The following is a 25,311-nucleotide window of genomic DNA, read 5'->3' as shown; positions in this document are numbered from 1 at the left end:
CTCAATCCCTCACTTTAAAATTACAATTTCTTGTTTAAAAAATTCATCCTCTATAACTGTATCCAACTGTGTGTTATTTTCTTGATCAACCATTTTTTTGAGGCTAGTCAGCCCCAATCCTCGATTTTCTCCTTTTGTTGAGAAACCTTTTTCGAAATATTGAAAGAGCTTATGTCCTGTATCTCGAAACGTATTCCAAACGACAAAGGACACGGATTGTTCAAACTCCACAAACCCCACTCGAACCGTACCCTTTTCTACTTCTTCTGCCGCTTCAATGGCATTGTCTAAAATAATTCCGATACAGCGGCACAACAGTACACTATCCATATTCAGATAATGAATTTCGTTAGGACATTCAAAAACCACATCTATCCCTTTTTCCTGTGCTGTAATTAGTTTGGCGGATACCAAACCTTTTACTTCTGGGATTTTAATTTGAGACAATCCCCTCATTTTAAAATCATTGTCACGAATCTGTTGACTTACGCGCATAATATTGTCATTAAAATAGCTTTCTAAAGCATTCATATCCCGATTGGTAATGTATTCTGACATAGAAGACAGGATATTGATGTAATCATGGCGGAAAGTTCGCATTTCATTATAGTTTTTTTCCAGCTGTTCGGTATACATTTGTAGACTGTTTAGCTCAATTTCCTTTTCCCTTATCTCAAACTGCTTTCTGAAGGTATATACTAGAAACGACAAACTAACAGCAAAAATAATAAAATAGATAAATAAGTACATCGTATTCATCAATACAAGCTTATTTTGATTTCCTGTTAATCGTACATAAACAATCATTGTAAAATAAATCGCATATGTAAAAAGACCCAAGAAAGCTGCAATTCGCGTTAAATTCCTATCATCTATATCCTTCACAAAAATTCGGTTAGTAACTTTTTTCCAAAAGGCTATAAATATAAAGCCAATAATCAGTGTAATAAATTGATGGAGTAATGTCGCTGAAGAAATTATTCCGTTTGTTTCTATAAAGGTAGTACTAATCCCAAAGATTTTTACCATAATGAAAGTTGTTATATGATCAATTAGAATCGTAGCAATCATTACTGTTGATGCGTAGTACAATGCAGGTATCCACTTTAGATATGTATATTTAAACATAGCAAGAACAAACGCAAATATTAATAATGAACCAAAAATATCTAAATACGAATATAGCCCAGCCATAATTAAACTAAACAATATGACCGCAATAATATATTCCTTTCGAAAAAAACGTTTACCTATAACGAAACTTACCAAAATACAATAAAATAAAACCTGAATGAATGCTAATATAGCCACTCACTGACCCTCATTTCTATATAGTAACTCCACTACATAGTATACTATAGATAAGTAAATAAAAGGAATCAGGGAAGGCGTGTTAGCGGACGGTTAGGAAATTAAAAGAAAGACAAAACCTGACCAGAATTCAAGCTTATATTGCAGCTCTTAAAGCTATCACTTTTACAAAGTTCTTTCAAAAAATTCATTTAAAACAACAGCTCATTATCAAATGGCGTAGAAGACAATGTCTACTTATAACGATTCTCACCAAATCGTTGGAACTCATTAAAATCTTTTTTTGAGCTTAATAACAACTAATGAAATAATTAGAAGAAACGATGTGTACCCGATTGAAATCAACATATCTTGATTGAATTCAAATGTTTGATTCCAAATTGAAATATACATTTTATTTAAATGATAGAACGGATTCACATAAGATACATATTTAACAAAATTCGGAAGACTATCCACGGGAACAGAAAAGCCGCCAGTGAACATAACAATTTGAAACAAAACAATAGACATAATTAGTGCTGTTTTTACTTCATTGAAGTTTGAATAAATCGCATGAGAATAAACTAACATTATCGCATTAATAAGCAACAAGCTTAAATATGAAACTAAGAAATTAACAACAGAAAGTTGTAAATCATAAATAAATATGCCAATCAATGTTATTAAGACAAATCCTGCAGTTGCAATAATAAATGACTTGGCAATACTGGACATCAGAAGAATCTTAGCTGTTATAGGCGTAATGAAAAGTCTTTTTTCAATTCCTTCAGCACGATTCATTACCTGATCAAAACCAAAGGAAAAAAATACTACTGAAAAACTAATTAGGACAATAAACGATGGTGTATACATTTGAACATAGTTCATTCCTCCGCTATAGGTTGCATTACTGAACATTTGTCCCATTAAAATATATGTTACTGGCGGTACAACAACTGTGAAAACTAAATAAAATAACTCTCTAAAAAACATGATTAAGTCATATTTAATTTGTGTTAATAACATCTTTTCTCCCCCTTATTTAGAAATTTTATCAAGATAAAAGCTATTAATAGACTTATAACCTGATTTCAAAATATTTTCTGGCGTATCATATACTTCGGTTACACCGTCGTTAATAAATAGAACTTTATCACAGTAGAGTTCGATTTCGTCCATGTAATGAGTCGATAAAATCACTGTACTGTCATTTTTTTTTATATATCCTGTGATACTTTCCCATAATATGTTCCGCATATGAGGATCTAGACCGGTAGTCGGTTCATCCAAAATAATCAAACGCGGTTTTGAAGAAAAAGCAATTGCCAGACTAACCTTTTGCTTCCAGCCCCCAGATAAATTATCAAAATACGTATTTAGATGCTCCTGCAATTCAAACTCTTCGATAATTTCATTTAAATCTACTTTACTACCATAATAGGCACGAAAAAGATCTAGTAATTCTTTTACTTTTAATTTTTTATAAAACTGTGTAGGCTGAAGTACAGCAGAAATATTACTTTTGATTTTTTCCAGCTGAGTTTGATCAACTTCCTTTAAGTCATCACCAAAAACAACTACCTTACCGTCATTATAATCTTTAATCGTCATTAAAATTTCCAAAAATGTCGATTTCCCAGCACCATTTTTACCGATAACTCCAATAATTTCACCTTTTTTAGCAGTAAAGTCTATTCCTTTCAGAACAGCTTTTTTCCCATAATTCTTTGTTAATTTTTCTACCTTTACATTGTAATCCTGCATGGTTCACCCTCCTAATTTACATACATACTATAACTCGAGAATTCTACTGTTTTTCATTCCATGCATACAATCTGCTCCTCTATACTTAGATGTCCAAAGTATTAGATTTAGGTGTTCTATTTTTATTCCTAACTGTCAACAAGATTCCCTGTGGCAGCACTTGTTTTACAAGTTCAGCTAATTTGAACAGCCGGACTGCTTCATGATTAGCAAATTACTTTCTCCTTTAGGTGTTCTATGAAACTCTAATAGACCACCTACTTTTCACCAAGTAGGTTCTGAAAGTATTTTCACGTTTCTGTCAGAGCTCCCCGGATAAGCACATACACTTTCCCACCATCTTTCCACCTTATTTATCAGATACTGTCTTCAAAAGAAAGCACTTTGTTTTATTGAGGAAACTCAATCGGATTTAGCCTTATATGTAGTAGTGTTCCCCGGGCAGGTTGTTACTTCCTTCAGAGATTGGAACTTGCACCCTAAAGTTCATGTGCAAGCTACGCACACCACAAAAAAAGCACCAGCAAGATGCTGATACTTTAAGTCTGTTAAATGCATAATCAAATGGTTTTTTTTATTAAATTGATATTAATTCATGCTGCTTATTTATTTTAAAATCTTTTAACGAGCGGACCTTACTAACTATGAAACATCCTGAAGTTTAACTACTGCATATAATCCACACCCACTCCAGCTTCTTTAATCCACCTATCGATTTTCAATGTTCTTTTTCTTTTCGACACAAAAACGCCCCTTTAGATAATCATATCCAAAGGGGCAAAACTTCGCGAGTTTATTTTTAACATCACATCTTTTTTATAAACGGTTTATAGGCCACATTTTAACTGTGCAGCACAGTTTGTACATGTATTACAGCCACCGATTTCTTCTACAGTTCCTTTACGGCATACAGGGCAAGTATTCCCTACATCTGAACCGATAACTGTTGTCGATTCTAACGCTTGAATTGTATCTACTAATACAACCGGACGCTTCGTTGGTACTTCTACTAATTCTTCCTCGAATGATAGTTGATCCATATCATTTTCTTCAGCTTTTAGTGTCAGTACTTGTGAATCACGGCTACCATCTACATAGACCGTACCACCTTTAGCGCCGCCTTTATATAAGCGCTCATATACTTTTTCAACTTGCTGTACTGTATAACCTTTTGGCGCGTTTACAGTTTTTGAAATAGATGAATCAATCCATTTTTGGATGATACATTGTACATCAGCATGTGCTTCTGGTTTTAATTCCATCGCTGTAACGAACCAATTAGGAAGATTATTCTCATCTACTTCCGGATGACGTTCTAAAAATTCTTGTACGATTTCTGCTTTTACCTCGATAAATTTACCTAGGCGACCAGAACGGTAATATGTGAATGAGAAGTATGGCTCAAGACCCGTTGCCACGCCAACCATCGTACCAGTAGAACCAGTTGGAGCTACTGTTAGTAAATGCGAGTTGCGAATACCTGTTGCTAAAATTTGCTCTTTAATGTGTGCAGGCATTTTTTGCATAAAGCCAGTTTCAGTGAATGCTTTACGTAAACGTGCTGTCTCTTCCTCAGTTGCTCCTACAAGGAATGGGAAGCTACCACGTTCTTTTGCAAGTTCTGTTGAAGCTTCATAAGCAGTCTCTGCAATCGTTTTAAAGATTTCATCAACTAGCTCATTACCCGCTTCTGAGCCGTATTCTTTCTCACAATAAATTAGTAAGTCCGCTAAGCCCATTACACCTAAGCCAACACGACGCTCTCCTAGAGCTTGTACACGGTTTTCTTCTAAGAAGTATGGTGTAGCATCAATTACATTATCCTGCATACGAACACCAACACGAACTGTTTCACGGAGTGCTTCGTAATCAATTGTTTGATCTTCTTTATTCGCAAACTGTGCTAAGTTCACAGCTGCTAAGTTACACACAGAATATGGTGCAAGTGGTTGTTCCAATTATTGTTATCCTAAAGGCTTTTTATCCCCTAGTTCTTACAGTTCAATTCCTGTAAGTTCAGCATACATTTTCATTACACACTTTTTTCTTTCTTTAGTTAGGCTAGTATTTATTATATTGTGTAATGTTGCGGTCTCGTGCCCGGATTATAGTCTACTAGGTAGGATCACCGGGTATGCGTTGCCCCTGACTGAAGTTTTACCTTTAGCCTTCGGTTCGGATTAGCAAATAATTAACGAAATCTTTCAATGTAACTAAATATGAACTTCTGAAATTCATCTTCCGTTCTTGTCCCTTTAAGTTGATTACAATCATGACAGCTTATACAAACATTCTGGATACAATGCTTTCCACCTCTACTTAGAGGGGTTATATGTTCAAATACTACTTGTTCCTTTTCAAGTTCAATTTTACAATAGCTACAAAATGGTTCAGATTCATAGAGCTTTTTCAAGTCATTCTCAGATATAGGGTCTGAATTTCTAATAATATCTCCAGCTTTTCCATTTCTTCTTCCAGAGCCATTATTAAAAGATTTCGCTCGATTTTTCCAAAAGTTATTTTTTCCCCAAACCTTCACTCTTTGAGATACACACTCTTTACAATCGTTTCTATAGCCATCTTTACTGTCGGATCGTTTTCCAAAACAACTTAAATTTTTTATCTTATTACACTTCCTACATTGTTTTGTCATGTTATCACCTAACAAATAAGAATCATGTTGAAAGTATCGTTAATTACTATTTCTCAGCCTTCCCGCTTTATCCCGCAATTTTTAACGTGAGGCGAAGTCCACCACACGGATTTGTCGCTACAACGCTTTGACCATAAGCTTTTGCGTTAGTCATGTCATTGGCGTTGTCGATGAAGAAAATACCTGGTTCTGCAGAGTACGTTGCACAAACGTTGATTAAATTCCATAATTCTTTCGCTTTAATCGTGCGGTAAGTGCGTACTTTATAGCCCATTTTCTCCCATTCGCGCACATCTCCAACTTTATGCCACTCACTGTTGTAAATAGCCATTTCTTCTTTTGTATATTCTTCAACAGCTGGGAAACGAAGCTCGAATTCAGCGTCACTTTCAACTGCTTCCATAAATTCTTTTGTTAATGTTACAGAAATATTTGCACCAGTTAAAAACTCTGGATTGTGAACAGTATAAGTACCACCATCACGAAGCTTGTTTTCTGCTTCACGAATAATAGCCATATCAAAGCCGCCTAAGCCTTCGATACCTTTATAGTTTACAATACCTTGATACATAGCTTCCTCTTGGAATGAAAGAGGTTTAAAGTTTAATTTTTCTTTTGCTAGACGAATAATTGTTTTATCCGTTGTATTTTCGATTAAGTATCGTAGAATTCGTGGATTTTGCATTTTTGAAATAATAAATTCCACGATATCAGGATGCCAATCTGCTAACATAATCATTTGTGCTCCCATTTTTTGTTACAGAAAAATATTGAATTTAATTTTTCTGGCATGGTCATTTCTGCCATACTCTTATGCTTTCACATAAGATCAGACTATATCATCAAAGAATATTGTTCTTTGTCTCGTGCCTCATAAGAGCGTCTCCGCCTCATATGATTTACTTCTTTCATACTTTGACAAGCTTAGAAAGTTTCAATAGTCGTTGAACGTTCATCTACGTTTCCATAGATGCTTCGCTGCTGATTGCCCAATCTTTTCTTTTTTCAAGCATTCACGCCTAGCTTTGCAGCTTACGTTGTAGCAAAAAAAGCTCTAAGGGTGTTCCAGCAATTCACGAGATTACGTCGCCGAGTCTTAACGACGCGAGCCACCTTGTTCAACAAGATGAGTCAGCTTGGCAATATCATCTAACCATGATACAGAGCCAGATGATTTACCATTTACACCACGTGCTAAAGTGTTACGTGGACGCAATGTTGAACCATTTGTCCCTACACCACCACCGCGGCTCATAATTTCCATTACTTGCTTACGGTGATCACTGATTCCTTCACGTGAATCTGCTACAAATGGCATTACATAACAGTTGAAGAAGGTTACATCTGTTTCAGAACCTGCCCCGTATATAACTCGTCCAGCTGGAATGAATTTTAATGATACTAACTGCTCATAAAACTTCTCAAACCATTCTTGGCGTTTCTCTTGTGTTTTTTCAACAGAAGCAAGCCCTGTTGCATTTCGTTTTGCGATTTGTTCATAAAATATTTCAAGAGGCTTTTCTAGCACGTCAATCGAACGCGTAATCACACCCGTTTCTTGCTCTTTTGGATCATCTAAAGCACTACGGTAATCTTCCTCAATCAAAATATCTGCTGTTTTTGTAGACATATCAAGCTTTTGAATTGTCCCTAAACCACGTGCAGGGAATTTTGGATCTGCCTTCACTGTTAATACGACGAAATCACCGGCTTTTAATGTTTTCTTCTCCGTATCCTTAAACGAGTAGCGATCGATCATCACGAGCCTTGATACACCTTTATGCTTAATGTGCATATCAGGCGTTACAGGGTGCACCTGTGGAAATTGTTCAATATCTTTGTTTAACTGTTCAAATTTGTTTACTTCGGGTTGATGATTTGTGAGTACCATCGTTTTGCCTCCCTTATTTTCTGCCTTACAAATATAAATACACAATATCATGTGTCGTTAAACACTACATATTGTGTATATTTCTTTAAAAAAGATACTATATATAGTTTTTTAATTCAACTCTTGCAATTTCGAATAGAATCCGAACTGCTTGTTACTACAAGGTTTGAACGAAAAAAAAATATTTTTCTTATACCATTTTTTATTTTTTGAAGTTCCAATCATCACATGCATATTTTTTTTCTTCTAGTGCATGTACATATTCTAATTGCTCCTCAGAAAGTGTAAATGGTTTTAAATCAATTTGCAACGATTTTGCAAAACCATCTCTAAAAGCTGTCACACATTGTTCAATAGTCACAGGTTCTTTAACAAGGTTATTGATAGCAACCGCTTTCTCTGGCATCTTTCTACGCATACGGTCCTTTGCCTCTTCACTTGAAAAATTGAAGACAGACAATAATTTTTCTTGATCTAAATCAAGTAAAATAGCTCCGTGCTGTAGAATAACACCTTTTTGACGAGTTTGTGCACTACCTGCTACTTTTTTACCTTCTACAACAAGCTCATACCAGCTTGGTGCATCAAAGCAAACTGCGCTTTTTGGTTTCTTTAAGTCTGCTCTTTGTTCTTCTGTATCAGGTACACTAAAATAAGCATCCATACCTAGATTATGAAAACCTTGCAATATACCTTCACTTAACACTCTATATGCCTCTGTCACTGATTCAGGCATATCTGGATAGCTTTCTGAAACAATGACGCTATACGTCAACTCATGTTCATGTAAAACAGCTCTACCACCCGTTGGACGACGAACAAAGCCTAGTCCTTGTTCTCTTACCGCTTCTAGATTAATATCTCTTTTTGCTTGTTGAAAATAGCCAATCGAAAGAGTTGCTGGCTCCCATTCATAAAAACGAATGACTGGTGGGATTAAACCTTCACTATGCCAATCAAGTAATGCCTCATCTAAAGCCATATTAAAAGAAGGGCTGCATTTCCCTGAATTTAAAAAATACCAAGTTGTCATATATTCATCTCCTAAAAATATTAAATTAAACTTTGCGAATGTGTGCAAAAATAAGTCTCATCACAATTACGTGAGGTAGATTTCCATTCTGGCTGTGCGCTTTCTTGGTTGCGTCCGATGAAACCAAAGGATTCTCTCAGCCTCATTTTAACACTCTGCGTTTAGTTCTATGCTTTATAAAAGTATCTCCCATCCTAATCCAAGAAAATAGTGGAATGGTTCTGTGACAGTACACTAATATAATCCGTATTAATAAAGATAGATTAATTCTAGCCACAATCTAATTAATTTTATCAAACTCATTGGACTATCGCTAGCGCATCTTTTATAATAATAAAGAAGATAGAAAGGGGTAAGAAATTTTGAACATACTTATCACAATCGGTGTAATTTTAGTAGTCGTAATTGCATATATCGGTATCAATGCCCTACGACTAAAAAAAGCCGTAACAAACCTAACACAAGAACAATTTATTGAAGGCTATCGTAAAGCACAGCTTATCGACGTACGTGAACAAAAAGAATTTGATGCTGGTCACATCCTTGGCGCGCGCAATGTTCCTTCAACAACTCTACGTCAACGTTACAAAGAAATCCGCCCAGATTTACCAGTATATTTATACTGTCAAAATACAGGCCGTAGCTCACGTGCTGCTATGTTTCTTAAAAAACGTGGCTACAACCAAATTTACCAACTTCAAGGCGGCTTCCGTACTTGGACAGGTAAAATAAAGTCCAAAAAACAAATTTAAAAAATCGATAAGACATAAGTGACTAATATTAATAAATCTACTCATGAAAACTAAGTAAATTTATTTATATTTACCTATATTACTTTGTTTTATAAAAAAGAAACCATCTCAAATAACTATGAGATGGTTTACTTTTTGTAAAAAATTCTGAGTTTCTACTATATTATATATATATATTGTATAACGTCTGACAAGGAAGTTAAAGCAACGTGAGGTAATATACTACTCTTATCACAAATCCCTTGCCATAATGCAAGGCGCTTCCCATGCTTGTTTAAATAGTTCACCTTTTTTAACACCTTAAATTAAACATTATCCTTATATTAACATATGTCTAAAAATACTATTTTTCGTTAAATATTTACCTAGACGAACTCCAATCTTCTTTTTTTCTGAAAATAACTGAAATTTACTCTTGAATAATTAAGCAGGCACTGATAGGATGTATAATATCTTAAAATAATGTCATCAAGACATACAATACAAGCTATGAATGCTATGGATAACACTATAGCAGGAGCAGTTCTGGAGAGAGCGCATTTTGCGTCGCCGAAGGGTTCACTATCTCAGGCAAAAGGACAGAGGAGTAATATTAACTTTCAACATGAAAGCTATACCACACGAATGTTTTCTTTTTTTTACGTACAACATCCGTAATTGGTATTTGTTATTCTGTCGTTTACGAGACTAGTGTCACTACTAGTCTCTTTTTTATTTTCCAGTCATAGTTTTTACGTATCTTTGAGGGGGATCAACGTGGAACAACAACAATTAAAACGAGATTTAAAAAATCGCCATGTGCAGCTCATTGCAATTGGCGGAACAATAGGTACTGGCTTATTTTTAGGATCAGGTAAAGCCATTGCTTTAGCCGGACCATCCATAATTTTTGCCTATCTCATTGTCGGAACCGCCTTATTTTTTGTTATGCGGGCATTAGGTGAACTATTATTATCAAATGCTGGCTATACATCATTTACTGATTTTGCATCTGAATACATAGGACCATGGGCAGGTTACATCACTGGCTGGACATACTGGTTCTGCTGGATCATGACTGCTATGGCAGATATTATTGCTGTCGGCGTTTATACACATTATTGGTTTGATATACCTCAATGGGTGCCTGCAATTGGCTGTCTAGTACTGTTATTAATTTTAAATTTACTAACTGTAAAACTATTTGGCGAACTAGAATTTTGGTTTGCACTTATAAAAGTCATCACAATTGTGGCGCTGATTGTTATTGGCCTAATCATGTTATTTACAGGCTTTCAAACGAGCTCTGGCACAGTAACAGTTGAAAATCTTTGGGCACATGGTGGGTTATTCCCGAACGGCCTATACGGATTCCTAATGGCATTCCAAATGGTTGTTTTCGCTTTTGTTGGTGTCGAATTAGTAGGGGTATCTGCTGCAGAAACGGCCGATCCTAAAAAAAATATCCCTTCTGCCATTAACAAAATTCCATTACGCATTTTATTATTCTACGTAGGGGCATTATTTGTTATTTTATGTATTAATCCTTGGTATGAAATGTCTGCCTCAAGTAGCCCATTTGTACAAGTATTTACGCTAGCTGGTATTCCCATTGCTGCAGGTATTATTAATTTTGTCGTACTAACATCTGCCGCTTCAGCTGGTAATAGTGGGTTATTTTCCACAAGCCGTATGCTTTTTAATCTTGGAAACAACAAGCAAGCTTCGCCAAAGTTTGCAAAGCTTAATAAGAACAGTGTTCCAAGTAACGCACTCGTTGTGTCTGCAATTGTAGTTTCCGCCGGTGCTTTACTAAGTAAACTAATGCCTGAAAACGCCTTTAGTGTTGTAACGACAATTAGTGCTATTTGCTTTATTTGGGTGTGGAGTATTATTTTAATCTCTCATATCATTTATAAACGTAAAAATCGTGCACTTCATGAAGCATCGATCTTCAAGGCACCTTTTACTCCGTTTGTGAACTATTTAGTACTCGCCTTCTTTGCATTTCTATTAGTAGTGATGTTCATTTCCGAGGCAACACGTACCGCATTACTGTTAACACCAATTTGGTTTATCATACTAATGATTATTTATAAAATGAAAAGAAAGAACTAATACGGTGAAATGAAATGTCCTGGATAGTGACACTTTACAGAAAGTGATCCTATTCAGGACTTTATTTTTTGCCCGAAAGTGAAACCACAGCAAAATAAACAAAAAAGATGACTTCGTATATTTACGATGGCACTGAAAAAGTCCATATCATCTCACCTTTTTACATTTGGCATTGTGACCCTACTGTTGTTTTCCGAAGCATTCCGCTCGCTTTCCGCGGGCGAGCGCCAAGCCTCCTCCTACGCTTCGCTTCGTGCGGGGTCTCGTCTGTCTCGCTTTCCCGCTGGAGTCGAGCGATGCTTCTCCAAACAACGCAATGTATCAAACTATTATTTTAGTCACGCTTTCCTTTATAATAAAAGAATTAATGTGCAGTTGGTGCCCCCCGATGATTTCAAATCAAGAAACCCTTCATTTAATGAAAAATGCAAAGTATGTCCAATGAGAAAGGGCTGTTATAAAGAAGGCGCAAAAAGTAAAACGTATTCTGTCAAAATAAAGTTGGACACATGACGAACAAGAAGTATTTCAAAATACGGAAGCATTTAAGCAATTATCCGAAAATCGCTACAAAGTAGAAGCGAAGAATAGTGAATTAAAAAACGGACACGGGTACGATACGGCATCGACTGCGGGTTTTTTAGGCATGGAAATACAGGGTGCCACAACGATATTCGCTGTCAATTTGAAACGGATATTAAAGCTACTAAACAAAAATGAATAAGGAATATAGACGGAAATAAGGCACTTCCTGTTCAAAATTGATATGCTCCCCATTAGGTAGACAGATTAAAAAATAAAATCTGTTTATTAAATGGGGAGTTTTTTTATGACGAAACAACTAATAACACCTGAAATGAAATTGTTAGCTCTTCAATATGTAGAGGAAGAGCTTTATTCTATTCGAGAAATTTGTGAAAAGTACGCTATTTCGACTTACACATTTAAAAGCTGGCGTACTAAATTTAAAACCGGGGGAATTGAAGCATTAACGCCAGCTAAGAAAAATAAGTTTTACTCCAAAGAACTAAAAGAACGAGCAGTAGCAGACTACTTAACAAAAAAGTATTCAATGTACGAAATCCTCTCAACATATGAAATTAGCAGTTGGTCGTTGTTCAAATCATGGTTAAAAACCTATACTAGTCATAGTGAATTAAAAGATTCGGGTAAAGGAATGAGCCAAACTATGACTAAAGGAAGAAAAACAACCGTAGTAGAACGCATTGAAATCGTCAAAGCCTGCCTAGCAAACGCGAAGAATTATCAAGAGACAGCAGCACAATATGAGGTATCTTATCAACAGGTGTATCAATGGGTACGTAAGTTTGAACAAGATGGGGAAAAGGCCCTTCAAGATCAACGAGGTCGTACAAAACCAGCAGAAGAACGCACACCAGAAGATGAATTACGCTTAAAAATTCAACAGATGGAGCGCGAAAATGAACGATTACGTGCAGAAAATTTACTACTAAAAAAGTTAGAGGAAATCGAAAGGAGGTATCGTTAAGTAAAGTTCGGATTCAAAGCCTTTATTTCGCGATCCAAGAGCTAGCGAAGCATGAAAACTTATCGATTATTTTATTATGTAAAATCGCCAAGGTATCCCGTGCAGCTTATTACAAATGGCTCAATCGTCAACCCTCAGCACGGGAATTGGAGAACCAACAGCTAATGGCGTCTATCCAACACTTATATACACAAATAGATGGCATTTATGGCTACCGCCGTATCGCAATGACTATTAACCGCCAACGTGAAAAAGAAAACTTAGCGAAAGTGAATAAGAAGCGTATTCATCGTCTAATGCAAATTTGTGGTTTAGAGGCGGTGATTCGCCGTCGTCCGAAAAAGTACCGAAAGGTGAAACCGGATTACGTAGCAGAAAACGTGTTAGCACGTATGTTTACAGCCGAAAAGCCGAATCAGAAATGGTGTACAGATGTGACGGAGTTCAAGTATGGTAACGGTAAGAAGGCTTATTTAAGTGCGATTATCGATCTTTATGATAAGTCCATTGTGAGTTACGTATTAGGTCATTCAAACAATAATGACCTTGTTTTTGAGACGGTAAGACCAGCTATTCGTCAACTGTCAAAAGATGAGTTTCCGCTTTTACATAGTGATCGTGGGTATCAATATACATCTAAAGAATTTAAGCGAATTATGAAGAAGGCAAAACTAACACATAGTATGTCGAGAGTCGGCCGTTGCATCGATAATGGGCCAATTGAAGCGTTTTGGGGGACACTGAAAGTAGAAAAGTATTATTTACATAAGTTTGAGACGTTTGAGGCATTAAAACACGCCATTGATACGTACATCGAATTCTATAACAACGAACGTTATCAAGAAACATTAAACGGCTTGAGTCCTTTAGAATTCAGGACTCAAGCCGCTTAAAGCATTTTTATTATTTCCACTGTCTACTTGACAGGGAGCAGTTCAAATTGAACAAGAAGTGCCTTATTTTTATCTGAAAAAGGTTCGCTATTATAAAAGCGTAAGTTTTTCAGTGACCTCTATATTTACTGAAGTCATCTTTCTTTGATTGATTAAAAAATATTCATATTCCACTCGGTAGCGATATGCTTTAGTAAATTCACTCCGGCTACACTGTTCCCGATGTCATCAATTGCTGGCCCATAGATGCCAATACCACAGCCAGTAGGAAAAGGTGAATCTAAGCCTGCGTGACTTGGTACAGCCGCTAAAATCGCTCCAGAGACACCACTTTTAGCAGGTAACCCTATAAATGCAGCAAATTTACCAGAAGCATTATACATACCGCAAGTAACCATCAATGCTTTCGCTAATTTCGCTACTTGCTTTGGAAAAAGTTGCGTTTTTAATAAAGGATGATAGCCATCATTGGCGATTACTAAACCAATCATTGCTAAATCCGAAACATTTACTTCAATAGCACATTGTTTCAAATAAACTTCCAATGCCTCTTCTACAGGACAGTCTAAGAAGCCAGAATCCATTAAATAATAAGCTAAAGAACGGTTTCGATTAGCAGTTTGCCATTCAGATTGATAAACCTCTTCATTAACCTTTAATTCCTTGCCAACGATTTGTTCTAAAAATTGAAGGATTTTTGTAACCTTTTCTTGCGGAGAATTTCCGTCAAGCATAGAGGATACTGTAATTGCTCCTGCATTAATCATTGGATTAAAAGGTTTTCCAGGCTGATGGCTTTCTAGACGAATGATTGAATTGAAGGTGTCACCTGTAGGTTCAACATCTACTCGTTCTAAAACATAAGGTAATCCCCGCTCCATACATGCTAAAATAAATGTAACTACTTTTGAAACACTTTGCAGAGTAAATAGTTCAGTTGTCTCTCCGGCTTTCATTTCCTCATTATTAGTACCGATAATCGAAATCGCTAATTGATTTGGATCTTTTTCCGCTAAAGCGGGAATATAACTTGCACATTTTCCCTCTTTAGCATAAGGACGAAACTTTTCCACCCATTCTGCCGCAAGGTGATTGTTATTATGATTGATATGATCTGTCGGCATTTTGTGATCTCCTTTCAAAAATACGGCATTTTACACCATAACTACTCAATAAGTACACTTTACTAAAAAAACTTAATAATAGGCAAAAACAGAGCCTCCATAGTTTACCCTATGAAGACTCTATATGGAATAACTTTTTACAGTTTTGGAGGCATAGTACCTTCTGGAATTAACGAAACATAAGTCTCCCCATCCAGACGTTCTTTCCATTCTTTTTTAGCTTCTTCAATAAGTGCTGGATTGTCAATTAAATCAACAGCAGTACAAGCCATAATTTTTGCTGCCTGTAGCATCCCTTTATGTGCTATTGGCATAACCCCCTGTGATACAACTTGCCAAGTATGAAGTGGTGTACCAAGTGCCATACATACCGTTGTACATTGAACAGTTGGGACATTCCAGCTTACATCGCCAACGTCCGTTGATCCACCCAATATAAACTCAGGAAGGACACTTGGGATGTGGTTAGCAATAACTTTACCTTGTAGCTGTGCGACATCATCTTTTTTTAGACCAATTAACGATGTTGCCTGAATTTCAGGAGAAAATGTATTAAAAATCGCTCGGGCATGCTGCTCGTCTTCTATTGTATAAGTTGGCATTCCTAAATCAAGTATTTGTTTTTGCATCGCATCATAAAGTGTTTTATTTGGAATAAGATTTGAAGCAGCTCCCTCGAAGGCAATTTCTAACGATGTTTCAGTCATTAACGTTGCGCCTTTAGCAATGTTTTTAACACGTTGATAAATCTCTTGTACTTGATGCTTTTTAGGCGCTCTAACTAAGTATGTCACCTCTGCATATGGTTGAACAACATTCGGAGATGTTCCTCCTGTGTTGGTAACCGCATAATGCACTCGCGCTTCTGGAATGATATGCTCACGTAAATAGTTTACCCCAACATTCATGAGCTCAACTGCATCTAATGCACTTCTTCCTAGATGTGGTGCTGCTGCTGCATGTGCACTTTTCCCCGTAAACTTAAAAGTTGCCGCATAGTTTGCTAGAGAGCTACAAGTCATAACAGTTGTAAAAGTACCAGGATGCCAAGAAATCGCAATATCGACGTCATCGAAAATACCAGCCTTCGCCATATAAGCTTTACCTGAACCATTTTCCTCTGCAGGACAGCCGTAGAAACGGATTGTAGCTGATTGATTATTTTGCTCTAAGTAATCTTTCACTGCAACAGCCGCTGCAAATGCTCCTGTCCCTAATAAGTTATGACCACAACCATGACCACTTCCTCCGTCTTCTAACGGCTCATGATGAGTAGCCCCACCTTTTTGACTCAATCCAGGAAGTGCATCATATTCACCGAGAAATGCAATAACAGGCTTTCCAGAGCCAAACGTTCCAACTAGTGCTGTATCAAGCCCTGCGATTCCAATTTCAGTTGCAAAGCCCTCTTTTTCTAAAGCCGCCTTCATATATTGAACAGATTTCTTTTCTTGAAAGTGAAGTTCGGGTACCGCCCAAATGGCATCACTTAATTGAATGCTAGCATCTCTTTTTGACTCGACTAATGAAGAAATTTTTCCATGTAAACTCATATTTATTACCTCCAAAGAAATATGTTCCTATTACGAATTTAATAGACTCCCTTTTTGATCATTTAACGTTAAGAGTGAAATAATACAAATAACCGCAAATCCAATTAACATCCAAAAGGCTGCATCAAAGGAACCATTAAAAGCATCTACCATAAAACCGATTGCCATCGGTGTTACAAATCCCGCTAATTGACCGCCTGTATTAGCAATCCCCATTGCTGATCCCGTAATGGAAGAAGGTAATTTTTTTAACACAATGGCAGGTAACATTGTAATGACAAATGCAATAAATAAAGTAACAACAGTTTGATAGCCAATAAACATTGTCACAGACTTAGCTGTAAACATTAAATACAATAAAATACCAATAACTCCACATGAAATTGAACCTAAAATCTTGTCCATTCCTCGTGGCAACTTATCAATGATATAACCACTACCATAGACACCAATAATAGTAGTAATGGCTGGAATTGTTTGCGCCCAACCAATCGACATTAAATCGAGCCCACGATTTTTTTGAAGGTATGTTGGAATCCATGAAACTAATCCCCAGTTCACTGCATATATGCAGAAATAAGCAATAATTAAATTCCACATAAGTGGTGTTTTCAATAGTTCCTTAAAGTTAACTTTAGTAGAAGTATTTTCATTACTATTACTATTTTCCACCGCTTCATCTTGTGGAAGCTTGATATATTTCCAATATAAAAATGCAATAATAGCACCGATAGCACCAATTACAACAAACATCGTGCGCCAACCAATTGTTCCTAACAAATAAGCTGCGAGCAAAGGTACGAATAGCGAAACGATACCTCCAGAGGAAAGCATGATTGACATTGCTCGCCCTCTTTCTTCCTTTGGATATATCGTAGCAATAATTTTGGAGCTAGATGGTTGGAACCCACCTTCCCCAATACCAAATAAAAATCGAATGATAATCATTGCAACTAAAGACCAAGCTAGAGCTGTTAAACCAGTAAATATTGACCACATAATTACTGAAAATAATAAGATTTTTTTAGCACCAAATTTATCAGCAAGCCATCCGCCAGGTATTTGCATAATCGCATAACCTAAAAAGAAAGCGCTTAAAATAATCCCGGTAGAAGAAGCATCTAAATTTAAATCACCAGTAATCGAAACTACTGCATAGTTCATGATGTAACGATCAAGATTTCCTAATGACCATCCTAAAAATAAGAGTGCAAGGATTAAATTTCTAGATTTTTTCGTCATTTCATTTGTTGTCATTAAAATCCCTCCTATGTTTACTACAGTGCTGCAAAATCGATAGTACTAAGATCAAAAGTTCGATTGTAGTCGTAAGATTCAGACAACTAAAACTCTTATTCTTTCCTTTTCGAAATCTTTTGCAAGCCTTTCTATAATATTCTCCATCTCTCCCTATCTATTAAAGTCTCCCCTTCAATATAGCGACATTTTCGTTATATATTCGTATAATAATCGACTTTTTATAAATTGACAATATTTTTTCGAAAATTCCTAATAAATAATCGCATAAAAATGATGTCTAAAATAAACCAAAAAACTAGGAAACTGTTGATTTATCTACATTTTTTAAATACACACCCAAAACGAAAAATTACTTAAAATTTTCTGTCACCTTATGCTTACAGAAACTATTAACCAAACAAAAAATGCCCTCAAAACCATTAATTGGTTCGGGACATTTTGTCTTTTATGAAGTTGACCTAGATCATTAGCTGATATATTTTTATTGGTCTACCACGTGTATGCTGCAATTCTTCTCCACAAATTTCCACTAAGCCCACATTGCATAAATCAGCCACGATGCGCTGCGCATTCCGTTCACTCATTTGAAGCTGTGTGGCTAAATCTTTCGTCGTAAAATGCTTCCAGCTCATTTTTTGAACTAGTGCTTGTATTCTTGTATAGGTTTTAATGCTGACGCTACCTTTTTTTAATTTCTCAAGGATAGTAGGATCTTCAGCTCTATAGGAATATGTTAGCTCCTCGGTATTACCAACAGATTCAATAATTGTACCATCATCTTGAATCATGACAATATCAATCGATTCATTCTCTTTCGTTTGTCTTAAAGCTCTATGGGCATTTAATTCGGCATTAAATACAGTTTGTGCAAAACCTATTCCAGCTGTGACCTTAGCCTCCATTTCAATGGACAACTGATACATTTTTTTCTTAATGAATTGAATTTGCCCTTCGATTGCTCCCCTCGTGCTGAAAATTGTATATCGCCCATTCCCTTCCTCGATTAAGGAGCCATCAATTTGTTCACATAATTGCAGTAAGTTGTCCTTCATGCGTAATTCTAGATATTGAATACGATATCCTTGCTTCATTCTTTCCTTCAATGAATCGAAATCTTTTATTTCGAGCATGACAGCACCAATTTGCGTCTCTTTATAATACGACGTTTTAATTTTTTCGGTAAATAGTTGGACAGTATGGTAAATTTCAGTTTTTGTAGGCGATACCCAATAGGAGGGGACCCCCATCTTCTTCAGTTCTTCATCGACTGAAGGGTAGCATGTTATCGCAAAATCGATTTTCCCTTTCAGCCACAGGTCGTAATGAAAATTAAATAATTCTTTCGGATCGATGGCTACATCAAATTCCTTTAAATACATTTCCCTTACAATTTTCTCTATTTCCGCCAACCCTTCTGATGCAATTTCAACTGGTGATGAGATAATATCAATACTAACTCTCTCTATAAATTTCCCCATATTATAGGACTGCTCTAAAAAGCCTTTATAGATGGCCGCATCAGAAAAGAATATATGTGCCAGTTTATCGTGTGAGACGCTTGTCTGACTAGCAATTTTATAAGGTATGTATCCCGAAAATAACCAAAAATCAACATCTTGATTATGGGTCTCCACAAGATGTTTTGTTTCTGTAGCCATCGAATAAATATACGGAATAAATTCCATATCCTGTTCAATTTCATGTGCTAATTCGATAATTTTTTCAACGGATTTTTCTGGGCCAACAACACCTATTTTATACATTTTTAAGTTCCTACCTTCTATGTCAAACTACTCTTGTTATGACGAAAAATTCTCAATTGTTATACAGATTAACTATAAATAGTATATCGAAGAATTGATATTCTACACAAATGAAAAAGATAAATTTAACCAATAGACTTTTCTCTACAGAAAAACAAAAATAGTCAAGGGAATCTTTGTCGATACTATGGCACTTTAAAGGGGATTCTCATTTCAGGCTATTTGCTCTCGCACAGATAAAACATTACTGAAGTTTTGTTTCATCACTATAATTTAGAGTAATCTGCCAGAAGAGACATGCTATGAAATGTTGATTGGAGTGGAGACTGGGCGACTCCTCGGGGATCAGCGAATAGAGGAACGAAGGCTAAAACCATCACGTCCTGTGATAACGCCTTCGTAACCAACATCGTGTTGGCCCGAGACCCTGCAGCGAGCAACGCGAGTGAAGCGGCTCATCGGACGCCCCTAGGAAGCTCTGCTCTGCGCGAAAGAGAAGCGGCAGCGATAAAAGCGACCAGTCGGAACGGAAATCAACCTCGACTACTCCTTCTTCTATTGGATCTGTATCAAGACAAAGATAATCGCCTCCACCATTTTCAGCAATCGGAATCCATTTTTCATTCCAAAGCGTTGGTTTAACCTCAACACCATACTCTATATCTGGAAGCAAATCATCTGGATCAAACTCCTCCTGTAGAAACTCCCAATTATCAATAATTTCAGATATAGGAGATAGGGTTAAATTTCTAACAAAAGGCTGTACTCCTTGTGACCAAACTTGTCCATTAAATATACGATAAAAACATTTCATCTCTTCAGGAAGAGTAATTCCTAATGTAGTTTCGATTAGTTGAAATTCTTCAACTGTTGCACCTGGCTGAAGGTTTAATAATTCTCTACCATTCATTTCTAACTTCGAATTTTTTTCAATGATACGATTCCATAGAATTTCAACTTCTTTTTTCACTTTTTATCCCTCTTATTTTAATAGTCTCGTTCTAGTTTTCTTGCCTGATGAGTTGCTAAATCCGCATATCTTGTGGGGATTGGTAAACGGCTTTCTTTTTCAATAAAATGCATCGTTATATTAGTTGCCGTATCTAAATCAATCTCGTTACCACACGAAACAAATATCGGTTTAACATCCTTTCTACTTCTTAGAGCACGACCATACACTACCCCATCAATCACAATATCAGTATACGCTCCAGCTATATTTTCCGGCATTATAAAATCTGTGTTCTCTATTTTATAATAAGTTTTGGCAACACCAATTGTAGGTTTTTCCAAGAAGAATGAGGCATGTGTAGCAATGCCCATATGACGACTATGCAAATACCCATTTCCATCAAACATATAAAGGTCTGGATTCGTTCTCAACTTTTTAACAGCCTCTAATACAAGAGGCAATTCACGAAAGGCTAAAAACCCTGAAATATATGGAATTGTAATTTCATTTATGTACTCAATTTGTTCAACTATCTTTTTGGAGTTAAAATCTATAACTTGAATGCAACAAGCTCCATATTCTTTAGTATTTTCACCCCAATAGGCAATATCTACTCCTGCAACGAGTTTAATTTGATCAGCTGAAAAATTGTTTTGTAGTGAAATATGCTTCCTTAATTCATTTTGTTGCGATGTATAATTCAAGATCATTTCTTCCATTTCCATGAAGATATCATCTCCTCTCTATATAAATATACTATCATGATACATAAATAACTATATTTGTTAAGGTAAATATAACAATACAAAGAAAAAATCCAATCTATACACGTGCTGCGAATGATTAGTAGGCACGAAGTAAGTTGGCCTTCTATGATTCATATGATGGTGAAAAGTATCTTCGTATTCACGCTAAGCGCATTTAATGAATAAAATCAAAGAGGCATCTCAACTATGAGTTGCCTCTTTCTAAATTTCAAAATATAATGTTGATGCTCCATCTATTGTTTAGAAAGCATATAAGTTTTATCATAACAATCCACGTATTGCACACGCTCTATTTCCCCTGATAATGAATAATAAAATATCAATCGTTCATAAATCATCTCGGCTAAAAAAGCCGTTTTCGTAGCGTCATGACTAAATGGTATAAGCTTAAATTTATATAAAGCTCCATACATCTTGGGGACTGTTAGATAAAGTTCTTTATTTTTAATAGTAATGGTAAGTACTTTGTCTTCATTTTCTATTACATATTGCCCCACGATAGATTCTTTCTTTATGAATGCTATCGGAACTGCAGGTGCCGGTGAAGATACATTTTTATCAAAAACGATTTTTGCAATCTCTCTACTTAAATGCGTGACAGGTGTAACATTCATATTACTTAAAAAGATAATCGTAACTCTATCATCAATAAATCTAAGGAAATCACTTGAAAAACCGCTAATATCTCCAAAATGATGCATACATTTTTTCCCCATTACTTCAGAGACCATCCAGCCACACGCATAGGACCCCCGATGTGGAGTCAACATTTTCTCTGTTAATTCCTTAGGAAGGATTTTGGAGGATTTTAATGCATGATCCCAAATAAAAAGGTCTTCTGTTGTAGAATATAACCCGTAGGAACCCAATGGAAATGACATATCCGCATACGCTGAATGAATTGGTTCTTCCCAAAATGAATAGCCAGATGCTAAACCTGGAATCACCTTTATTCCATCGTCACAGCCTGTATGATACATACCTAACGGATGGCATATATACTGCTGGATGTAATCTGCATATGACATGTCTGAAACTTTTTCAATAATGGCCGTTAACAACGCATACGCTGAATTTGAATAGCCAAATTCACTACCAGGTTCAAACTCTAATTCCCTTCCCTTAAAGGTATCAATTAGCTGATCTAATGTGGATGGCAGTCTCATTGTGCGAAACCAAAAATCAGGGGCATTTGTATAATTAGGTATTCCAGAGCTATTTGTTAAGCAATGATAGATTGTTATTTGTTGACCATTCGGATAATCATTTAGATATTTTCCTACATAATCGTCAATATTTAATTTTTGCTTTTCATGCAATTGAAAAATAGCCATCGCTGTGAATGCTTTCGTTAATGACCCTATACGAAATTTAGTTGTTGGCACATTTGGAACGCTATGCTCCCAATTCGCCATACCAAATCCCCTGTTTAAAAGAATATTCTCATTCGATGCAATTAATATAGTACCATTCAAATAACCGTTTCGATTATAAGAATCTACCCAATTATTTAACCATTCCTCTAATAGCATGTGAGTTTCTCCTTCTATCTTTATATTAGGTTTTCCTTACCTGATGAGTCGCCTAAACCGCTTAGAATTAAAACGACTATCCTTTTTTATCAATTTCATCATTATGTTGAAGATTCCCTTCCCCTATACAAATAAACTCCAAAGAAAAACCTCCCAATTCATACTCATACTGTGAATTCTGCACAATACAAAAAGATTAGGAGGTGTGAAAATGGTTCATATCTTTCTTTCTATTCTTATATTATTCTCTACTAAGAGTTGGCCATCTTTCGTAGCCATAGAATGAGTATGATTCCCTTCAATAACCTTAATTCGTATAGACATTCCTTCTCCTACATCGGTCTTGATAGAAAACTGACCATTAAAGGCTTGTACCCTCTCTTGCATCCCCCTGATTCCCATTGAATCAGAAACAATAATTTCATCCATTTTACATCCTACACCATCATCAGAATAATTGATTTCAAAACCATCTTCTGTTTCCAATAGATGGATTTCGACAGTATTGGCATGTGAATGCTTCAAGGCATTGTTCATTAACTCTTGAAAAAGCCGATAAATTATCAAGTTTAAACGCTCATCCTCTAAATAAAGACGATCAATTGTATAAATTAAAACAAAATCAGCACGCTTATGAACTTTTTGAATAAACTTCTCAAGCGCTGCATTTAAGCCTAGTGTATCTAATAATGGCGGCTTCAAATTTTCACAGTAGCCTCTTAAATCATTTAACGATGCAATCATATGTTCATGAATCTTAGTAAGGTTCATATGAATATCCGTTGTCCTTTTTGCATGAATAAATACATCCATTTCTCGAGCAATATGTAGCTGTTCCTGTAAAACCGTATCATGAAGCTCTTGAGCTAATTGATATTTTTCTTGTTCAAATCGTAGCCAAAGAAGCTTATTGAGCCATGGTAGCTGACTTTTATCAGCCTCTTTCATATGCTTTAATTGTTCTAATAGATCTTCCACCATTTTCGTATTTTCTATAAAATTATTTAAATATAAAAGCAATAATTCAAGCCATAATAGCTCCTCATCCTTTAGATAAATGGATTTATTATGGTCTACGATTAATACTCTTTTATAATTTACATCTTGGTGGATAAAAGCTATATAAAAATGCTCTGTTTTCTTTATATCCCCCAAGCGGAGATTCTCAAGTAATATCTCGTTCATTTGATTTTGAGTATATTCTTTTGATGTGCTCGTGGAAGTCACTTGATGTGTTTGTAAATCATAGGTTAATACGTGAACATGTTTAATCTCAAGGTGTAAAGCAATTTCTTGAACAAATTTATCAAGCAAATCTTCAATCTTCACAACCCTACCAATACTATCAACTGTCGTATACAATCGATGGATATAATCTCCTTTTGTTGAAAAAAGAATTTTTCGCTTATGATAATCTATTTTCTCTTTAAAGTAAAAAAGTGCTATTGATGAAAAGAAGGCAAAAAAGAATAATTCCGCCATACTTGAAATAGGCATATCAGTAAGCCAATAAAAACCCATTAACAGCCAGATTGTAAAAACAAATGAAAAATTAAAATAATGGCGCAAACGGGTAATAAAGTATTCCATATCAAATATACGTTCAGTGAGCTGTGTAAAAATAAAACTATACGGTATTAACATTAGAAATAATGAACTAATTTCCGCAGAGAGCACTTGCTTATTGAAGATTATTTCTGGCAACGCATATAGAAACAGAAACGGTAGAAATGGGATGATGATACTACTTAATAAGATTTTTAATTGTGGTGTTTTAAATATTAAGTAACTAATTCCCAATATACATAGAATTACAGTTAGCAAAATAAAAAATATCCAAAGGGTTAAACTAGAGAATATAGGATTGATAAAAGGATATATAATACTACAAACGCTTAAAAAAACAGCCATTAGCGGAAGTAAATAAAATACTTTAATATTGTCAATAAAAATCCATTTTAAATTCAAAAACAAAAAGTATTTCCTAAGAAAATGAATTAATAAGACTAAGCAAACTAGCATACTACTACGATTTATTATAATCCCAATACTATCCAATATACCTGCCGCGCCTATACTAACATATGCTAGTGAGACAGTTAGTATAAAAAATATTAGTATATTCACTAAAGGGTTATTCTTTTGATTTAAATACAAGTATAGAGAAATTATAAGAGTAAGAAAAAAATAACAAGTTGGTGCTATTAGTAAATAATAAAATTGTTGGGGAATATCTAGTGGTTTTATGTGTATATGGATTAAACTACTATTCGATTTCTTTATCGTTAAATCATTGGCTGCTCGTAATACGAAATCATACTTTAAATTAGGAATATTATTAATCTCAGTACCATCTACATTTATAATAATATCTCCGGGTTCTATTTGTTGTTTAGTAGCCCAATCTTTATAATAAGAATCTACCACTAACCATTCTCCGTTTTTCTCCTTAAGCTCGATATTTATAAAAGGCT

General features: G+C 35.5%; 16 protein-coding genes, 4 pseudogenes and 1 riboswitch. Of the genes and pseudogenes, 4 read left to right on the top strand and 16 right to left on the bottom strand.

Annotated features, from left to right (window positions below; all coding sequences use genetic code 11):
- Positions 1–9: 9 nt before the first annotated feature.
- The 8 genes and pseudogenes from JNUCC51_RS20820 to JNUCC51_RS20785 all read right to left on the bottom strand — a co-directional run bounded on the left by JNUCC51_RS20820 (position 10) and on the right by JNUCC51_RS20785 (position 8,634).
- Positions 10–1,311, bottom strand: coding sequence for a sensor histidine kinase (locus tag JNUCC51_RS20820; RefSeq protein ID WP_337989571.1), 1,302 nt, complete (start codon positions 1,309–1,311; stop codon positions 10–12).
- 270 nt (positions 1,312–1,581) lie between these two features.
- Positions 1,582–2,319 carry an ABC transporter permease gene (locus JNUCC51_RS20815; RefSeq protein WP_337989570.1) on the bottom strand — a complete coding sequence of 246 codons (738 nt, stop codon included), beginning with the start codon at positions 2,317–2,319 and terminating at the stop codon, positions 1,582–1,584.
- 12 nt (positions 2,320–2,331) lie between these two features.
- Positions 2,332–3,057, bottom strand: a complete 726-nt coding sequence (locus JNUCC51_RS20810) for an ABC transporter ATP-binding protein (RefSeq protein ID WP_337989569.1) — start codon at positions 3,055–3,057, stop codon at positions 2,332–2,334.
- 827 nt (positions 3,058–3,884) lie between these two features.
- Positions 3,885–5,012, bottom strand: a pseudogene (locus JNUCC51_RS20805) (hypothetical protein); the annotation flags it as partial.
- A gap of 236 nt (positions 5,013–5,248) precedes the next feature.
- Entirely contained in the window at positions 5,249–5,710 is a 462-nt protein-coding gene (locus tag JNUCC51_RS20800) for an HNH endonuclease (RefSeq protein WP_337989568.1), read from the bottom strand.
- A 100-nt stretch (positions 5,711–5,810) separates the two neighbouring features.
- Positions 5,811–6,458, bottom strand: a pseudogene (locus tag JNUCC51_RS20795) (hypothetical protein); the annotation flags it as partial.
- Between the two features lie 351 nt (positions 6,459–6,809).
- Positions 6,810–7,601, bottom strand: a pseudogene (locus tag JNUCC51_RS20790) (ribonucleotide reductase N-terminal alpha domain-containing protein); the annotation flags it as partial.
- A 202-nt stretch (positions 7,602–7,803) separates the two neighbouring features.
- Complete coding sequence (locus tag JNUCC51_RS20785; protein WP_337989567.1) at positions 7,804–8,634, bottom strand: lipoate--protein ligase family protein; 831 nt, start codon at positions 8,632–8,634, stop codon at positions 7,804–7,806.
- 362 nt (positions 8,635–8,996) lie between these two features.
- Between JNUCC51_RS20785 and JNUCC51_RS20780 the strand changes: the two genes are divergently transcribed.
- The 4 genes and pseudogenes from JNUCC51_RS20780 to JNUCC51_RS20765 all read left to right on the top strand — a co-directional run bounded on the left by JNUCC51_RS20780 (position 8,997) and on the right by JNUCC51_RS20765 (position 13,886).
- Entirely contained in the window at positions 8,997–9,386 is a 390-nt protein-coding gene (locus JNUCC51_RS20780; protein ID WP_134019984.1) for a rhodanese-like domain-containing protein, read from the top strand.
- 515 nt (positions 9,387–9,901) lie between these two features.
- A riboswitch (glycine riboswitch) is annotated at positions 9,902–9,978 on the top strand.
- 164 nt (positions 9,979–10,142) lie between these two features.
- The gene (locus tag JNUCC51_RS20775) at positions 10,143–11,483 is read left to right on the top strand and encodes an amino acid permease (protein WP_337989566.1); all 1,341 of its coding nucleotides are present in this window, start codon (positions 10,143–10,145) and stop codon (positions 11,481–11,483) included.
- Between the two features lie 420 nt (positions 11,484–11,903).
- Positions 11,904–12,207: pseudogene (locus JNUCC51_RS20770) on the top strand (transposase); the annotation flags it as partial.
- A gap of 105 nt (positions 12,208–12,312) precedes the next feature.
- Positions 12,313–13,886, top strand: a protein-coding gene (locus JNUCC51_RS20765; RefSeq protein WP_337988355.1) for an IS3 family transposase whose coding sequence is annotated in 2 segments (ribosomal slippage) — positions 12,313–12,955 and positions 12,955–13,886 — 1,575 coding nt in all. Because the reading frame shifts where the segments join, the coding sequence is not laid out codon by codon here.
- Between the two features lie 152 nt (positions 13,887–14,038).
- Here JNUCC51_RS20765 and JNUCC51_RS20760 read toward each other — a convergent pair.
- The 8 genes from JNUCC51_RS20760 to JNUCC51_RS20725 all read right to left on the bottom strand — a co-directional run bounded on the left by JNUCC51_RS20760 (position 14,039) and on the right by JNUCC51_RS20725 (position 25,264).
- Positions 14,039–15,010 (bottom strand): glutaminase, encoded by a 972-nt coding sequence (locus JNUCC51_RS20760; protein WP_337989565.1) that lies wholly within the window; start codon positions 15,008–15,010, stop codon positions 14,039–14,041.
- 137 nt (positions 15,011–15,147) lie between these two features.
- On the bottom strand, positions 15,148–16,563 hold the full coding sequence (locus JNUCC51_RS20755) for a M20 family metallopeptidase (RefSeq protein WP_337989564.1): 1,416 nt from the start codon (positions 16,561–16,563) through the stop codon (positions 15,148–15,150).
- 30 nt (positions 16,564–16,593) lie between these two features.
- Positions 16,594–17,820 carry an MFS transporter gene (locus tag JNUCC51_RS20750; RefSeq protein ID WP_337989563.1) on the bottom strand — a complete coding sequence of 409 codons (1,227 nt, stop codon included), beginning with the start codon at positions 17,818–17,820 and terminating at the stop codon, positions 16,594–16,596.
- Positions 17,821–18,281: 461 nt separating this feature from the next.
- Positions 18,282–19,586 carry a hypothetical protein gene (locus JNUCC51_RS20745; RefSeq protein WP_337989562.1) on the bottom strand — a complete coding sequence of 435 codons (1,305 nt, stop codon included), beginning with the start codon at positions 19,584–19,586 and terminating at the stop codon, positions 18,282–18,284.
- Positions 19,587–19,962: 376 nt separating this feature from the next.
- Entirely contained in the window at positions 19,963–20,496 is a 534-nt protein-coding gene (locus tag JNUCC51_RS20740) for an SMI1/KNR4 family protein (protein WP_443137013.1), read from the bottom strand.
- A gap of 77 nt (positions 20,497–20,573) precedes the next feature.
- Positions 20,574–21,263 (bottom strand): endonuclease V, encoded by a 690-nt coding sequence (locus JNUCC51_RS20735; RefSeq protein ID WP_337989560.1) that lies wholly within the window; start codon positions 21,261–21,263, stop codon positions 20,574–20,576.
- Positions 21,264–21,538: 275 nt separating this feature from the next.
- Complete coding sequence (locus JNUCC51_RS20730; RefSeq protein WP_337989559.1) at positions 21,539–22,837, bottom strand: serine hydrolase domain-containing protein; 1,299 nt, start codon at positions 22,835–22,837, stop codon at positions 21,539–21,541.
- Positions 22,838–23,053: 216 nt separating this feature from the next.
- Positions 23,054–25,264, bottom strand: coding sequence for a sensor histidine kinase (locus tag JNUCC51_RS20725; protein ID WP_337989558.1), 2,211 nt, complete (start codon positions 25,262–25,264; stop codon positions 23,054–23,056).
- Between the last annotated feature and the right edge of the window lie 47 nt (positions 25,265–25,311).

Origin of the sequence: Lysinibacillus sp. JNUCC 51, from assembly GCF_015999525.1 — a bacterium.
Classification (GTDB): Bacteria; Bacillota; Bacilli; order Bacillales_A; family Planococcaceae; genus Lysinibacillus; species Lysinibacillus xylanilyticus.
The sequence above is the reverse complement of the archived record's forward strand: the minus strand, read 5'-3'. Positions and strand labels throughout refer to the sequence as shown.